Here is a 16,468-nt window from a genome sequence, read left to right as displayed (position 1 = left end):
TTTTCACTCCTTTCCGATGTCTTCAATGTATTAAAAGTACCGATTTTTACAGGGTGATTATTGTACAAAACGGAACCATCTTTTTGTTTTCGTGTAAGTTGTACTTAAGTGTGAGTCTGTAAAGGAAGCTTCCGGGCTTTCTAATATTATCCTACTATGTGAGAAAACAAGATTGTTTGATTGTGCTTTTTTTGTAACGATAACAATATCTAAAATAATCCATTAAAGAGTTCCGTAAAGGAGGATAAGGAGAACATGGTAAAACAAGAGAGGATACAAGCTGTCGTTTCAGAAGTAATTTATGAAACTCCAAAGGTTAAACGGTTTCGACTAACTCCAGTAAAAGCGGGGTCCTTGCCGAAATTCAGCGCTGGAGCCCATATTACTACCTATTTGGAAAATGAGGGAAAGGAATTAGAGCGACATTATTCATTAATTAGCAATCCAAATCAAACCGATTACTATGAAATTGCCATTAATCGAAACCCTAAATCAAAAGGGGGATCGGTATATTGGCATAATCATGTTCGTACTGGTCAGGAATTGGAAATTAGCTTCCCGAAAAATCAATTTTCCTTAAGCTTTCAGGCAAAGCATCACGTCTTTCTTGCGGCTGGGATTGGTATAACACCTTTCTTGGCAATGGCTGCTGAATTAAAGGCGAAGGGGAAATCATTTGAATTACACTACGCTGCTGCTTCAAAGGAGGCCTGTTCCTTTTTTAATTTTCTCACTACCGAATATCCTCAACAAACGTATTTTTATTTTTCTAATGAGCAAAAGAAAATGGACCCTGGGATTATGATTGGACAAAAAATTGGTTCGCATGTTTATTTTTGCGGTCCAGAATCAATGGTTCATCAGTTTAAAAACGCAGCTTACGGGTTTGGTTATCCTGAAAAAAGTATTCATTATGAACTATTCTCTCCACCTGATTTCGGACCAACTTATCCATTTCAAGTGAATTTAAATAAGAGTAAGAGAGTGTTGAATGTAACAGGGGACGAAAGCCTGCTTGAGACGCTATTGAATAGTGGCGTTAAAGCTCCATATTCGTGCAAAATTGGTGGATGTGGCAGCTGTGAGGTCGGTGTACTTGAAGGTGAGGTTGACCATCGTGATGTCTATCTGACAGAGGAAGAGAAAAAGAATAATAACGTGATCTTAACCTGTGTATCGCGGGGAAAAATCTTGTCCTGGAACTGTAGATAGATAGTTTTTATTTTGTTGCTGGCTTTGGTCAGCTTTTTTGTTTTTTTGGGAATAGAATCCATCATTTTCGTGTGTCTAGCCTGTGATAATTTTAACATTGACCGATAAATTTTGAAATGCGAACGATAAAATCAATAATGCGACCGATAAAATTTCAAATGCGACCGATAAATTCAAAAAAGCGACCGATAAACAAGATTTCGGTCGCTCTACTATTTAAAGCAAGGAAAGATAATGCTTGGTCGTCGGACCTGGTCCTGAAAAATCTGTCAGCATATTCAAGCTTTGAGCTACATCAATTCGCCGATAGGTTTCTGTGACACAACCTCCAGAATTCAATAGCCGCCTGCTTTGGCATAGCTTAACATACATTTCTTTTGGTATTCCTTTCGTACGCTTCAATGAGGCCATCACATATTGCTCCGTTTTAGAACAATTTTGAATTTGAATATCGGCATCCTTAACACGCCCTGTCGGAGAATAGGCAATTGCACTTTTCAGCCTTTGGTTAGCCGTCGTAACCGTTTCTCTTAGAAACATGGCAGCCGTTTGGGGAATGTCCTCGACTAGTAATCTCGTAATACCCTGGCCATTGATTGCTTCGAGAATTTGCTCTGGATCATCTTCAACGATGACTTCTTTATTTGGGGGCCATACATCGAGCCAATAATGATCAAAATGCTGTTTTTCGATATGAAATACATAGTAATCAGGGTAAATCCAAAGCTGGTTATCGTCTTCACCGAGCTGTGTTCGGAAAAAATCATAATAGCGTGTAATTGCTGCCATTAACAAACTGCTTGCCCCTATACTGCCACCGGGTTGACGAACCACAATTCCAATTCGATCTTCCGAATGAAATCCGGGAAAAACGTCATCTATTGTTGCCTTTGTGTCGTCAACTGTAAACGAAAACTGTGTTGAGTTTATGCTATTTGTTGTGTGCATTTGCAATTCTCCTTCCAATTCATTCTCTTATGTATCAATCTTCACATAGAATGAGTGAAATCCCCACCTTGATTTCCTAAATAGTGGGAAATTTTCAATCGATATGACAGAAAATCTTCCAATTACAATCGAGATTTTTAAAAAAATTAGCAAAATGTAAGCTTTTGTTACAAGGAATTTCATTTCATCTCAATGCTCGGGAAAATCGATTTTAAATAAAACATTAAATGTGTGAATATAGAGTCATCCCAATTAGAATATTTAGAATTTTAAAAATTCAAGAATAAGCAGTGGGATTAGAAAAAAATACATTACGAGGTGAAAAGAATGAGCGAAAACACAGTAACAAAAACAGAAGAGTACAACTATTTAAGTCAACAACCTGGTGTTCAATTAATTAAAGCGGGAACGTACCAGAAAAAAGAATTGAACAATTTGCTCGGAATACCGGCATTAAAAAGCCAAATCATTGATGTCCCAATTTGTTCCAAGGAAAATGCACTTTCGATGGGGTATTTCTCAATGCAGCCTTCCGAGGATTTTGAGTTTACCTACACATATTTAGAAGTAAAGGTCATTTTGAAGGGGAAAATTGTTATTCGTGATGATCAAGGAATCAAATATGTGGCTGAAGCTGGAGATGTTTTGATTTTCACTCCAGATACGACTGTTATTTTTGATAAGGAAAGTGATGGAGAAGCAATTTATACAGGTCATCGACTACCTGAGCCTTCATTTATGTAAGATTATCAATATTTCTTGTTAGTATGTAGGATCTGATTTAAAAAGGAGGCAATCGACCAACAGTACAAGGGGGATGGTCGATTGCCCGCAATCAAATGGATAGGGAGTGGGAAGGATGGCAGTTGAAAACACAGTAATAAGTGACGGTGTTATGGAAATACCAGGTTGGTGGAAATGCCCATCAGGTTATGAAAGCCTGCAAAAAGAGGCACATGCACTAGGTCAGAAGGAATTGCTGGCAAGAGCAAAAATATCAGACCAAGAAAGCCAATATCCTGCTGAAAGCTTAAAAGCAATTGCTGAAGCAGGCTGGGGTGCAGTGACGATTCCGGTTGAGGAAGGTGGCCTCGGCAAAGGGATTACCGGATTCGCTGTTCTAGCTGAAAGCTTCGCTCAATATTGTGCTTCCTCGACCATGTGTTGGGTGATGCATACAGCAGCCGTACAAACACTATATGCTGCGGGGTCAACTGAACAACGAAGACGATTCATTCCTCAAGTTTTAAAAGGAGAAATCGGCGCTTTAGCGTTTAGTGAACCAGCGACCGGTGGACATTTTTGGAATGTAGTGAGTTCAGCTCCACGTAGTGGCCAAGGCTATTTATTAAATGCAGATAAATCCTTTGTTACTAGCGCGGGCGAAGCCGATTGGTATATTGTCTGCACGAGTTCACCTGAAAGCATGAATGAGGATAAATTGATGTTCCTCATTGTTGACAACCATCAGGATGGCGTTGAGTGTTTCCCATATTCCGCAATGGGTCTTCGTGGTAATTCCAGCGGGCCAATGAAATTCAAGGATGTGTACGTACCATTAGAAAATCGAATTGGTACGGAAGGTGGAATGCTCTACTATAACGATAATGTTATTGATCCATTGTTCCTTCTGGGGACATCAGCCTGCTGGATTGGCATTGCTCAAGGTGCTTTAAATTCAGCCTTAAATGGTGCGAAGAAAAAAGTACATGCTGATACTGGTAAATCGGTTACAGGCTATCAAGTGATTAGACATGAGTTGGCTAAAGCACAAATCAAAATTGATAGTGCTCGAAGTATGCTTTACCGTGTTACGGAGGAAATGGATCGCAGCCTTGCAAATGGGGAAGAATTGTCTACCTGTTTGTACCCGTTATGGGAGCTAAAGACTCTTGCTGCAGATATGGTGATTGAAGTAACCAATCAAGCGTTGCAAATTTCAGGTGGTAGAGGTTATTTAACCTGGTCAAATTGAAAAATTTGTCCGTGATGGTCGTGCCTGGGCCTTAATGGGACCTACTAACGAGATTTTAAGAGAATGGATTGGCTGTACTTTAATCGAGGTACCTTGGCTCGAGTAGATTGTATTGCTCCATTAGCAACTGATCTGAATTTCGGACGATGATGCTTTGCTAAAAATAACCAATGAAAAGGGGCTTTTGCGATGAGGAAATTATTTACCTGGAGAGTCCCGCTGCTAATCATGATGATGATTTGCTCTTTATTTATTTTTCCTATTGGAGCATTTGCGAAAACGACCACAGCAACGGTTGATAGTGGTGATACCACCTGGATATTAGTAGCGACAGCCATTGTCATGTTCATGCATATTCCGGGACTCGCCCTTTTCTATGGAGGGTTAGTCAGTCAAAAAAACGTCGTATCTACGATGATGCATAGTTTTGCCAGCCTATTAGTGGTAACCGTTGTTTGGGTGCTTTGGGGCTATACCCTTACATACGGAACTGATATTGGCGGGATCATTGGTGGATTAGATTATCTTGGATTTAACGGTGTCGGAGAAGAAGCGACATTTGGAACCTTAACCATTCCACATTATATTTTTGCTATCTTCCAAACGCTGTTTGCCGCGATTACCGTGGCGATCGTCTCTGGCGGAATTGCTGGACGGATCGCCTTTCCTGCCTGGATTCTATTTGCGATCCTATGGCCAACTTTAGTGTATGCTCCAATGGCTCATTGGGTTTGGGGCGGTGGCTGGCTTTCCGGCGTTGGTGAATTAGATTTTGCCGGAGGTACTGTCGTTCATGTTTTATCAGGGGTAAGTGCACTAGTTGCGGCATTAATGATAGGACCTAGACACCGCAAGAATCAAGGTGCACCACATAACCTAGTCTTGTTTCTGATTGGTGCTGGTTCACTGTGGTTTGGCTGGCTCGCCTTTAATGGTGGAAGCGCCCTTGCCTCTGGAGGATTAGCGTCACTTGCATTTGCTAATACACATGTTGCCGCTGGAGCAGGTGGAATTGGCTGGTTAATGATCGAGTGGATCGTTCGCAAACGACCAACATTGGTGGGAGCCGCAACAGGCGCCATCTCTGGATTAGTAGCGATAACTCCAGCTGCAGGCTTCGTCACGATATTATCCGCATTAATTATAGGTTTTTCTGGAGGAATGGTTTGTTATTACGGAGTAAATATCATCAAAGCTCGCTTAAAATATGACGATACATTAGATGCCTTTGGTGTCCATGGGATCGGGGGAATTTGGGGAGCTTTAGTAACAGGATTCTTTGCAACGAAGGAGGTCAATCCTGCGGGCGGTGATGGCTTGTTCTATGGACATCCTGAACAGGTGCTGCACCAGCTAATGGGAATCGGTGTCACTTTAGTTTTAGCGACTGTCGGAACCTTCATTATCTTAAAATTCATTAGTTTGTTTACTCCACTTCGTGTAAGTGAGGAAGAGGAATTAATGGGCTTGGATCTTAGCTTCCATGAAGAACCTGCTTACAATCATACGACTCAACCAACAACAGACGTTCAAAATCCAAAGACTGTAACCAATCCGGCGATGATCTCTGAACAATCAATAAGTGGGTAGTTCAAAAAAGGAAAGGTCATGACATGAAAGGGGGGATTGCCTTGATCGTTCATAATGATCAATCCTTGCACCTTCCTGCATCTGTTTTAACAATTGGAGCATTAGATGGGGTTCATATCGGGCATCAAACCTTAATTAACAGGGCGAAAAAACGTGCTAAGGAATTGAAGGTACCTTTGGTGGTGTATACATTTGACCCACCGCCAAAGGTGTATTTTTTTAATAATCGTTTTTTAACGACTTTGCCAGAGAAGCTGAAACGACTATCCATTCTCGAAGCTGATCATGTGGTTGTCGCCTCCTTTGACTCAGGGTATCTTAATCGGGAGGCGAGCTCGTTCCTTGACGAGCTTAGTCTCTTAAATCCAATGGAGATCTGGACTGGACCAGATTTCCACTTTGGTAAAAATAAACAAGGAGATGTTTACACCCTTAGCGAGTGTTTTTCAGTTCATGTCCTTGAGCCTGTTCGCTGCCGATTAGGGGACATTGTTTCTTCCAGTCGAATTCGACAGCTTCTTGATGAAAAGCGCTTTTTAGAAGCTGAACTTTTGTTAGGGTGGCAGACTCTTGCGGGTAAACAAGATCAAGTGACGTTTAGTTTTAATTGATAACTTTAAAACAAGTCCAATATGAAAGGAGCCCTTTATCATGTCTACAAAGAGTACCCCATTATTAGAATTAGCCCAACAGCCGCTTATTTCTCGCTTTCCTTTCCCTTTTAAAGGTGATTCCTACCGTTATTCAAATAACTCAGTTAGCTTAGAATCAGGGGATATTATCACGATTACACCAGAGTACTTTGAAGAAATAGGAAAGAAACGAGAGTTATTAACAACCCATCATCGTCGTACTTACCAGTCTCTTCCGCATACGCTTGATGCCCAGTGGGAAAGTTTGGAATTAATTATCAATGAACTTTGTTTGAATTACCCAGACTATTTCTCGGTAGAAAAAAATGGGGACCATTGGGTTTTTGAAAATCATCTCCTGAAGGAAAAATCAGCTTTTGTATTTGGTGAGGCATCGTCACTTCCATACGAACCGTTAGATTTTATCGGCCGACATGTACAGGAGGATTTATTTTACATTTCAGAGCGGGATGGAGATTTATATATGGATGCAGGTCAGCTTTGTTTTCCTGCAAACTGGTCAATTGTCTTTAATATCGGGATGACCTTTACCCAGTGGCATTCACCCGTTCCTCATTTTTCTGATAGTGGAATGAGTGAACGAGTCAAGAAGTTTTTAATGAAAATGGAAGCGGGAAAACCATGGACTCGTCTGAATTGGACTTTGACAGTTGAGCCAATCTTAGATACTTTCCCAGAAACCTTTGGGGAATGGGGTGTGAAGAAAGAGGCGATTACCTCAAATAATGCTGGTGAGTTAGTCCATTTGCGAACAGAGGATCAGCGCTTATTTCGTTTACCGGGAAGCAATGGGATTTTATTCAGTATTCATACCCATCTGTTACCGCTAGCAGAGCTAAGAAAAAATGAAGCTTGGTTGCGTCAGTTTTACAATGTATTACTTGATATACCAGATTATATGTCTGAGTATAAAGGCTTTAGCTCTTATAAAGATAAATTGTTAGCCTTTTTAGATAGGGAGATTTCAAGACTTGAAATGGGAAGGTGTGCCAATGAATAAGCTTGAAGATAAGCCAATCATCGATCATACTACCTTGAAACAGGTGCGAAGTATTTGTTTTATTGGGAACATGTCAAGCTTTGAAGCAAAGGTGCTTATCGAACAGTTAAAAATCGACCTGGAAACTGTAACGATTTACTTCACTAGTAATAAGAAGAGCGACAACTCGGTGCTAGATTTCACCGAAAAGCTTGGTGTAGAAGTTGCGTTTCTTCAGGATTATTATCCCGAAATGGTCACTCCTATCCTATCAAAGGCCAAAATGGGAACCAAACTGTATTTAATCGGTGAATGGAAAATGGTTTTGGACATAAAGCAGCAGGCATTGGAATTCGGTTTTACCGAAGAAGAAATCATTGCTAAGGGAATTGGAGAAAAAGAAGAGCACGTTTTTTGTGTGAAGTGTTACCATATCAATAAAAAAACGGAAAAAACCGTGATAAGATGCGAAAAATGTCAGCAAAAGTTAGATGTCTCAGCTCATTACTCAAAACGCCATGATGCCTATCTTGGGTTTATCTCGCTTTAGGTAGTTATTTACTAAAAAAAAACTCCAAGTCATCAATCTTGGAGTTTTTCAATCTACTAGCTTTTAGCCGGAGAGAATATCTCACGGTTTTTGACATATTGATAAATATTTGTTGCCAATTGAATATTGAATATCTCCTTGTTATTTGTCAAATCAATCGAGAGGATCTCCTCGATCCGTTTTAACCGATAATTTAATGTGTTTGAGTGGATGTGTAGGGCATCAGCTGTTTTCTTCATATTTTGATTTTGTTCAAAATAAACAAACAGTGTTAGCAGTAATTCGCCCTTTCGTAACCGTTCATATTCAATCAGCGATCCGAGCACCTCTTGGGTGAAATCAATTAATTCTTCTTCAGAATTATGTAGGATGAATCGCTGAACGCCAAGATCAGTATAACTGAGGACATTATCTTCAAAATGATAGTTTTCCATAAAATTTATGCATTTTGTCGCATCTTTAAAGGATTGGTGTCCATAAATAAGACCCGATTTTACACGGCCTATTCCAATCGATCCTTCAATGTCATATTTTAAATTCATATCCTTTAAGTAATTTTTCGCTAACATCTTTAATTGGGCGGTAATCGCCGAAGCCACCTGCTTAGAGTCGTAGGAAAGCAACAGGACGATTTGCTGATCAATTGTAACGGCCATCCCATGGGGATTATGATCAAGGAAGATTTGATTGGCATAATGTAGTAGATTTCTCATCATGTTTTCTTTATTGGTCCGAAGTTTAGTGGAATTCTCAAAATTAATCATTAATGTTACATAGTTTCGATTCGGATCAAGATGTAAATTCTTCGCTTGTTGAAGGAGTGTTTCATCCATATGCCCTGAAAAGAGCTTACTCACAAATTCTCCCCGTAATCTTTGCTGTGTATCAAAAACCGCTTGTTCTTTCACAAGCTCAAGTGATATGACGGTACAAGCATGCTCCAATGCAGCAATATCCAACTCTCCCATTTTTTGTTTTGATAAAATAAGTAGAATTCCCAATGATTTAGGCTTGGACCCAAGCGATAGGGCAACCAATTGGTATGATTCTCCATATAGTTCGATTTCAGTAACAGAGCGGGAGTTTTCAAGCGAAAGAATGATTTTGATCGCCTGTAGTTTAATATAATTAATCATCTCGGTTGAGAGAGAAGAATTATAGGCTGAAGCAATTAATTCCCCAAGGTCATCGAATAATAGCGTGGGTTGTCCAGTCGTTTGATGAATATAATTCATAATTGATTGAAGACCTTCACCGTTCAAAACAAGATTTGCTAGATTCGTGTGGATCTCTATCGAATTAGAGAGTTTTTGAACTGTTTTTTCTTTTTCTTGATAAAGACTAGATTTATCCAACGCAATAGCTGCCTGATGGGTGATTGCTTCAAGAAGATTTAAGTCTTCTTGCTTAAAGGTTAAGTTGTGCTGGAAAGAATCTAATGTTATGACGCCAATGCATTCACCTTTTAGCATAATAGGCGCAGATATAACCGAGGTAAAATGAAAACTGTTAGGAATCGACCTATCTAATAGAAGACGATTGTGTGGTGCTAAGGTCGAAAGTGCCTTTTTTATTTCTTCTTTATTAGGATATGTAAAGCATTTTTGAGCTTTAAACGTCATCCCTGTCATCGACTCGCCAGGCTTAAGTTTAATTTGTCTGAAAATCTGTGGATAAAAATTCCCTTGAGCAGACTGGGCAATTAGGTAGCCTTCCTCCTTATTATATAACCAGAAGGAGCCTCCACCTGCGGCCTCAACAACAGAGATCGTTTCAATCATAATGGAATCAATAATCGTTTCGATATCGAATGATGAGTTAATGACGTTGGAAACATGAATCAATGACTTCAACTGACGGTGTGTTAATGTATCTTGCAAATTCTATCATCCTTATCTGTTGTGTAATTTAGGAAAATAATACAAATTTGTGTTTTTGTGTAAATAACACAAATTTCATTCGTTGATATTCAGAGGATTGAACATAGCATTCTATTTTCTTATTGCTATAATTATAAGAAAGTTTAGAAAATAATGAAAGGAGCTGATAATAAAGGTTTTAGAGGGAATTTGACAAAATCTTTTATCGATAAGAGTGGGAGAAATTATTATTTTGCAGTAATTTGGATAATGATGTCGAAAAGAGTCAGAATATTAAGAAAAAGGAGATGCAGATAGATGAACTTTGATTTAACTAAAGAACAAGAAATGATTCGGAAATTAATTCGTGATTTTTCAGAAGCAGAGGTTGCACCAGGGGCTGATGATCGTGATCGAACAGGAGAATTCCCAAAAGAAATCTTTGCGAAATTATCAGAGTTAGGAATCATGGGACTTCCTTTCCCAGAACAATATGGCGGTGGCGATGCCGATACGACAAGCTTTGCGATTGTAGTAGAAGAATTAAGTCGAGTCTGTGGATCAACAGGAATTACATATTCCGCTCATATTTCACTAGGCGGAGCTCCACTGAACTTATTTGGTACACATGAACAAAAGGAGAAATATTTAACGCCAATTTGTACAGGAGAATCCTTCGGTGCATTTGGATTAACTGAGCCAAATGCAGGTTCTGATGCTAGTGGTACACAAACAACAGCTGTTCTTGATGGAGATGAGTGGGTATTAAACGGATCAAAATGCTTCATTACAAATGCAAGCTATGCTAAGCATTTAGCGGTAACGGCTGTTACAGACCGTTCAAAAGGAATTAATGGAATTAGTGCCTTCATCGTTCCAACTGATGCACCAGGCTTCACTGTAATCAGCAATTATGAAAAAATGGGTCTTCATTCTTCAAATACAACTGAGTTAATTTTGGAAAATGTACGTATTCCGAAAGAAAACCTTCTTGGTGTAGAAGGAAACGGCTACAAGCAGTTCTTAGCGACACTTGATGGTGGAAGAATTGGAATTGGTGCGATGGCAGTTGGACTTGCTCAAGGTGCTTATGAAAAATCACTACAATATGCACAAGAACGCAAGCAATTTGGAAAAAGCCTATCAAACTTCCAGGCTATTCAGTTTAAATTAGCTGATATGGCAATGAACATTGACTTAGCTCGTACAGCTGTATACAAAGCTGCATGGTTAAAGGACCAAGGACGCAACTTTAAGAAAGAAGCAGCCTATGCAAAATTATTCGCTTCTGAAATTTGTATGCGTGTCTGTGATCAAGCCGTTCAAATTCATGGTGGCTATGGTTATATGAAAGAATATCAAGTCGAAAGATTCTTCCGTGACGCAAAATTACTAGAAATCGGAGAAGGCACATCCGAAGTACAACGCATGGTAATTGCAAAACAAATCGGGTGCTAAATCGAAAAGCATGATGGGTTAAACAAATGCTAAAGAGAAAGCGCTTACGGCACTTTCTCTACTCCTTATCTTGCGTTGAAACTAAAAAATTATTAAGAGGTGGGTCTTCAGTATGGGTGAGATTTTGAATGTTACGGTTGGGAAATTGTTAGAAAACATTGCAATCGAAAGACCAAATCATGAAGCATTGGTCTATCCTGATCGAAATCTGCGCTATACGTATAAACAATTTGATGAGCTTTGCCGGAAAGTTGCAAAAGGCTATATGAAACTCGGGCTTGATAAAGGCGACCATATGGCAATTTGGTCTACAAATTATCCTGAATGGGTGACGACACAATTTGCAACTGGAAAAATGGGAGCCGTACTCGTAACCGTTAATACAAGCTACCAAACTTCAGAGCTTGAGTATCTATTAAAACAATCTGACTCAACGACATTAGTCTTAATGGAATCCTACCGAGGTACATCCTATATTGACATCGTTTATGATATTGTCCCTGAGTTAAAAACCTCTGAACCAGGTCAACTGAATTCAGAGAAACTACCATTCTTAAAGAATGTTGTCGTTCTAGGAGAAACACGTTACCCAGGGATGTACCTTTGGTCTGACTTACTAGAAATGGCTGAAGAGATTAGTGATGAATTACTAGATGCAAGAATGAACTCCCTCGAGCCCGGATGATGTCATCAATATGCAATATACATCAGGCACAACCGGATTTCCAAAAGGAGTTATGCTAACGCATCTTAATCTTGTAAATAATGCAGTAAATGTGGCAGCTTGTATGAATTTAACCCATAACGATCGCATGTGTATTCCAGTCCCATTCTTCCATTGTTTTGGTTGTGTTCTTGGAACGCTTACTTGTGTGACTGCGGGCGCAACAATGGTTCCAACTCAGGAATTTGATGTATTAAAGGTGTTACAGGCTGTACAAGACGAAAAATGTACGGCGCTACATGGGGTTCCGACCATGTTTATTGCCGAATTAAACCATCCAGAGTTTAGTAAGTTTGACTTATCATCATTACGAACAGGTATTATGGCAGGTTCTCCATGTCCTGAAGAAGTGATGAAGGCTGTTACCGAAACAATGGGTGCAAGTGAAATTACGATCACTTATGGTCAAACAGAATCTTCTCCTGGAATCACGATGACACGCACCAATGATCCAATTGAATTACGCGTCGGTTCAGTTGGACGGGCAATGCCAAATGTAGAAGTGAAAATTGTGGATCCAACAACTAATGAAGAAGTTCCATTTGGGGAACAAGGAGAGCTTTGCACCCGAGGTTATCACGTAATGAAGGGTTATTATAAAAATCCTAGTGCTACAGCTGATGCAATTGATGAAGACAACTGGTTACATACCGGCGACCTAGCTGTTATGGATGAGAATGGCTATTGCAAAATTACCTGGTCGCTTAAAAGATATGATTATCCGTGGCGGTGAAAATATCTACCCACGTGAAATTGAAGAGTTTTTATATAAACATCCAAAGGTTCTTGATGTACAAGTTGTCGGAATACCGGATCCAAAATTCGGTGAAGAAGTGATGGCGTGGATCCAGTTAAAAGAGGATTGTATGGCCACAGCAGAAGAAATTCGTGAATATTGCAAAGGAAAAATCGCTCGGTATAAAATTCCTAAATTTATTGAGTTTTGTGAATCATTCCCAATGACTGCATCTGGTAAAATTCAAAAATTCAAGCTTAGAGAAGAGGCACAAAAAGCATTAAATCTACTCAAATAATCAAGAAATGGGTGAAAAATCGATGTTTGATAAGGTTCTAATCGCAAACCGCGGTGAAATTGCAGCACGTGTTATTCGTACTTGTAAAGCGTTAGGAATTTCCACAGTGGGAGTCTATTCAGAAGCAGATGCCGATGCCCCACATATTCGTCTTGCAGATGAAACTTATTTCATTGGTGGCTCACGAGTAGCCGAGAGCTATTTAAATGTTGAAAAAATATTAGAGGTAGCCAGATTATCAGGAGCCAAAGCGGTTCATCCCGGATACGGATTACTGTCTGAAAATGCAGAATTTGCGCGCCGCTGTGAAGAAGAGGGACTGGTGTTCATCGGTCCGTCTCCAAAGGTCATTTCGCAAATGGGCAGTAAGATCGAATCACGCAAGGCGATGGAAGAAGCCGGAGTTCCAGTTGTACCAGGGATAACCTATCCACTTAAAGACGCTGAAGAAGCTGTTCAGGTGGCAAACACAATTGGATATCCAGTGATGCTGAAAGCTTCTGCGGGTGGTGGCGGCATTGGCATGCAAATCGTACGCAGTGATGATGAAATTCGTAAGGCGTTTGAGGGGAACCAAAAACGTGCAACCGACTTTTTCGGTGATGGGGCAATGTATGTTGAGAAATATGTTGAAAACCCAAGACATATTGAGATTCAAATCCTAGCAGATCATTTAGGCAATACCGTCTACTTATGGGAACGTGAGTGTTCAATTCAACGTCGCCATCAAAAGGTGGTTGAAGAGGCCCCGTCATCCTTTTTAACAGAAGAGACTCGAAAGAAAATGGGTGAGGCTGCTGTTACCGCAGCCAAAGCGATTGGATACGAGAACGCTGGTACCATTGAGTTTCTTGTCGATGAAGAACAAAATTTCTATTTTTTAGAAATGAACACGAGACTTCAAGTAGAACATCCTGTGACAGAGGAAATAACGGGGTTAGATCTAGTAGCTGAGCAACTTCGAATTGCAAATGGTGAAGCGCTGCCTTTTAAACAAGAAGATGTAAAACGTGAAGGTCATGCCATTGAAGTGAGAATCTATGCCGAGGACCCGAAGACATTCTTCCCATCTCCAGGAAAAATTACAAAATTAGTTTTACCTCAGGGTTCGAATGTCCGGCATGAATTAGCGATTCATGATGAATCTGCTGTTACCCCTTTTTATGATCCGATGATTGCAAAGCTTGTTGTAAAAGGAAGCAGTCGAGATGAGGCGATCGAAGCGATGCAAGCAGCATTAGAGAATTATTTAGTGGAAGGAATTAAGACTAATATTCCGATGCTACAAGAGGTAATCGCCCATCCAGCGTTTCGTTCTGGCGATACGCAAACAAATTTTGTAGAGAAGCATTTACGACCAATTAAAAAGTCCGCGAAGCGCGTGAAATAGGAGGAAAAAAGATGAGTGAAATTATTGCGAGCATGGCAGGAAATGTATGGAAAGTATTAGTGAAGCCAGGTGACCAAGTTGAGGAAGACCAGGATGTTGTAATCTTGGAATCGATGAAAATGGAAATTCCAATTGCTGCAGAGTTTGAGGGAACTGTAATAGAAGTGAAAATTAATGAAGGTGATTTTGTTAACGAAGGCGACGTCATTGTTATAGTGGAAGATTAATAAAAAAATATAGTCTAAATTGTAATTTAACTAGGTGAAAGATAGAAAAGTTTAGTGCAAGCTTCCCGCATACTAGGAGAACCATTTACGTTGTGGGAGCTTGGGCTTTCTGTTAAGGAGGACTTCTGATGAACTGGCCAAAAGCTGTCACGATAAAAGAAGTAGGCCCAAGAGACGGACTGCAAAACGAAAAGGTGTTTATACCAACAGAGGATAAGATTGCTTGGATCAATCAACTATCGGAAACAGGGCTTAAGCACATTGAAATTACTTCTTTTGTCAATCCAAAATGGATACCAGCCCTTTCTGATGCAGTTGCGGTTACAACAGGGATCAAGCGAGCTCCTGGAATAATTTACTCAGCACTTGTCCCCAATCAACAAGGGTTAGAACGGGCACTTGCTGCTGGTATCGATGAAGTAGCTGTATTTATGTCAGCGAGTGAAACTCATAATCTAAAAAATATTAATAAATCGATTGATCAAACCTTTCCAATTTTAAAAGGATTAGTCCAAGATTCGATTCTAGCAGGGAAACTTACACGAGGATATGTATCGACTGTATTTGGATGTCCATATGAAGGCAATGTTGATATTGAGCAAGTGGTAAGAGTATCGGAAGCGTTGTTTGAAATGGGCATTGATGACCTTTCACTGGGCGATACAATCGGTGTGGCCAATCCAAAGCAGGTCCAAGAGGTGTTGGAGGTTCTACTGAAACGGTTCCCTGTCGAGAAATTAGCGATGCATTTTCATGATACTCGCGGCACAGCCTTAGCCAATATTTTAGTTTCATTAGATATGGGCATCACTACGTTTGATAGCTCACTCGGCGGGTTAGGGGGCTGCCCGTATGCACCTGGGGCCTCAGGAAATGTCGCAACAGATGATTTAATTTATATGCTTTCAGGAATGGGAATTGAAACGGGAATCAACCAGGAGAAACTATTAAACTCATCCCGTTTTATTCAAGGGAAAATCGGAAAGCCTTTACCGAGTAAAAGTCTACAGGTAGCTTGCTCGGCTGTAGGTCAGGATTGATAGATACTAGGAGGGAAGCAGATGACAAACCCTGTATTAGTAACAAAAACAGATGGCATTGCACTTATTACATTGAATCGTGCTCAAGCTGCCAATGCGTTATCTGTGCAAATGCTCAAGTTTCTTCAAGAAACGATTAATGAAATAAAATTCGATAAAAGTGTGCGCTGTGTCATTATTACTGGTGCAGGAGAAAAGGCGTTCTGTGCAGGGGCAGATTTGAAGGAACGAGCAGGAATGGATCCTGTAGAAGTCCGCAAAACGGTTTCGCTCATCCGCAGCAATATTAATGGAATAGAAGCCTTGCCACAGCCAGTGATTGCGGCAGTAAATGGAGTAGCCTTTGGTGGAGGAACGGAACTGGCGCTTGCATGCGACATTCGCATCGCTTCCGAAACAGCCAAGATGGGCTTAACTGAAACCGCGCTTGGGATCATTCCAGGAGCAGGTGGGACTCAGCGTTTACCACGCTTAATTGGGAAGGGCCGTGCGAAAGAGCTTATCTTCACGGCACGACGGATTGACGCTTGGGAAGCACGAGAAATCGGCTTAGTCGAGTACGTAACACCAGCACAATCCTTAATCCAAAAAGCATTCGAAATCGCGAATCAAATTGTTCGCAATGGTCCAATCGCTATTAGCCAAGCAAAATTTGCAATCGACAAAGGCTATGATGTCGATTTGAATACAGGTTTATCAATTGAACAAAACGCCTATGAAATCACGATCCCAACGAAGGATCGCTTAGAAGGCTTACAAGCGTTTAAAGAAAAAAGACCACCAGTGTACGTCGGAGAATAAAAGATTACTAGAGGGAGGAAATACAATG

14 protein-coding genes and 1 pseudogene are annotated in these 16,468 nt (G+C 40.3%); 13 read left to right on the top strand and 2 right to left on the bottom strand.

Annotated features, from left to right (window positions below; all coding sequences use genetic code 11):
* The first annotated feature begins 255 nt into the window (after window positions 1-255).
* Window positions 256-1,212: a PDR/VanB family oxidoreductase gene (locus RGF10_RS16155; protein WP_318503722.1), complete on the top strand. Its 957-nt coding sequence runs from the start codon at window positions 256-258 to the stop codon at window positions 1,210-1,212.
* A 216-nt stretch (window positions 1,213-1,428) separates the two neighbouring features.
* Here the strand turns inward: RGF10_RS16155 and RGF10_RS16150 are convergent, their stop codons facing one another.
* A complete protein-coding gene (locus RGF10_RS16150; protein WP_318503720.1) occupies window positions 1,429-2,160 on the bottom strand; it encodes a hypothetical protein in 732 nt (243 codons plus the stop codon).
* Between the two features lie 327 nt (window positions 2,161-2,487).
* Between RGF10_RS16150 and RGF10_RS16145 the strand changes: the two genes are divergently transcribed.
* The 6 genes from RGF10_RS16145 (at window position 2,488) to RGF10_RS16120 (ending at window position 7,907) form a co-directional block, all read left to right on the top strand.
* The gene (locus RGF10_RS16145) at window positions 2,488-2,904 is read left to right on the top strand and encodes a cupin domain-containing protein (RefSeq protein WP_318503718.1); all 417 of its coding nucleotides are present in this window, start codon (window positions 2,488-2,490) and stop codon (window positions 2,902-2,904) included.
* 115 nt (window positions 2,905-3,019) lie between these two features.
* A complete protein-coding gene (locus tag RGF10_RS16140) occupies window positions 3,020-4,135 on the top strand; it encodes an acyl-CoA dehydrogenase family protein (RefSeq protein WP_318503716.1) in 1,116 nt (371 codons plus the stop codon).
* Window positions 4,136-4,324: 189 nt separating this feature from the next.
* A complete protein-coding gene (locus RGF10_RS16135) occupies window positions 4,325-5,725 on the top strand; it encodes an ammonium transporter (RefSeq protein ID WP_412176638.1) in 1,401 nt (466 codons plus the stop codon).
* 41 nt (window positions 5,726-5,766) lie between these two features.
* A complete protein-coding gene (locus RGF10_RS16130; protein WP_318503714.1) occupies window positions 5,767-6,336 on the top strand; it encodes an FAD synthetase family protein in 570 nt (189 codons plus the stop codon).
* A gap of 40 nt (window positions 6,337-6,376) precedes the next feature.
* Window positions 6,377-7,378, top strand: coding sequence for a heme-dependent oxidative N-demethylase family protein (locus RGF10_RS16125; RefSeq protein WP_318503712.1), 1,002 nt, complete (start codon window positions 6,377-6,379; stop codon window positions 7,376-7,378).
* The gene (locus RGF10_RS16120; RefSeq protein WP_318503710.1) at window positions 7,371-7,907 is read left to right on the top strand and encodes a dimethylamine monooxygenase subunit DmmA family protein; all 537 of its coding nucleotides are present in this window, start codon (window positions 7,371-7,373) and stop codon (window positions 7,905-7,907) included. Before RGF10_RS16125 ends, RGF10_RS16120 begins: the two co-directional genes overlap by 8 nt.
* 56 nt (window positions 7,908-7,963) lie before the next feature.
* Here the strand turns inward: RGF10_RS16120 and RGF10_RS16115 are convergent, their stop codons facing one another.
* On the bottom strand, window positions 7,964-9,787 hold the full coding sequence (locus RGF10_RS16115; RefSeq protein WP_318503709.1) for a helix-turn-helix domain-containing protein: 1,824 nt from the start codon (window positions 9,785-9,787) through the stop codon (window positions 7,964-7,966).
* 297 nt (window positions 9,788-10,084) lie between these two features.
* Here RGF10_RS16115 and RGF10_RS16110 point away from each other — a divergent pair, with 297 nt between their 5' ends.
* From RGF10_RS16110 to RGF10_RS16085, 6 genes and pseudogenes are all read left to right on the top strand, one after another.
* A complete protein-coding gene (locus RGF10_RS16110; protein WP_318503707.1) occupies window positions 10,085-11,224 on the top strand; it encodes an acyl-CoA dehydrogenase in 1,140 nt (379 codons plus the stop codon).
* 112 nt (window positions 11,225-11,336) lie between these two features.
* A pseudogene (locus RGF10_RS16105) lies at window positions 11,337-12,982 on the top strand (AMP-binding protein).
* Window positions 12,983-13,004: 22 nt separating this feature from the next.
* A complete protein-coding gene (gene accC, locus RGF10_RS16100) occupies window positions 13,005-14,372 on the top strand; it encodes an acetyl-CoA carboxylase biotin carboxylase subunit (RefSeq protein ID WP_318503705.1) in 1,368 nt (455 codons plus the stop codon).
* Between the two features lie 11 nt (window positions 14,373-14,383).
* Window positions 14,384-14,599: an acetyl-CoA carboxylase biotin carboxyl carrier protein subunit gene (locus tag RGF10_RS16095; RefSeq protein ID WP_318503703.1), complete on the top strand. Its 216-nt coding sequence runs from the start codon at window positions 14,384-14,386 to the stop codon at window positions 14,597-14,599.
* Between the two features lie 128 nt (window positions 14,600-14,727).
* Window positions 14,728-15,639 (top strand): hydroxymethylglutaryl-CoA lyase, encoded by a 912-nt coding sequence (locus RGF10_RS16090; RefSeq protein ID WP_318503701.1) that lies wholly within the window; start codon window positions 14,728-14,730, stop codon window positions 15,637-15,639.
* 21 nt (window positions 15,640-15,660) lie between these two features.
* Window positions 15,661-16,440 carry an enoyl-CoA hydratase gene (locus RGF10_RS16085; protein WP_318503699.1) on the top strand — a complete coding sequence of 260 codons (780 nt, stop codon included), beginning with the start codon at window positions 15,661-15,663 and terminating at the stop codon, window positions 16,438-16,440.
* The last annotated feature ends 28 nt before the right edge of the window (window positions 16,441-16,468 follow it).

This window comes from Bacillus sp. T3, from assembly GCF_033449965.1.
Taxonomy (GTDB): domain Bacteria; phylum Bacillota; class Bacilli; order Bacillales; family Cytobacillaceae; genus Bacillus_BU.
The sequence above is the reverse complement of the archived record's forward strand: the minus strand, read 5'-3'. Positions and strand labels throughout refer to the sequence as shown.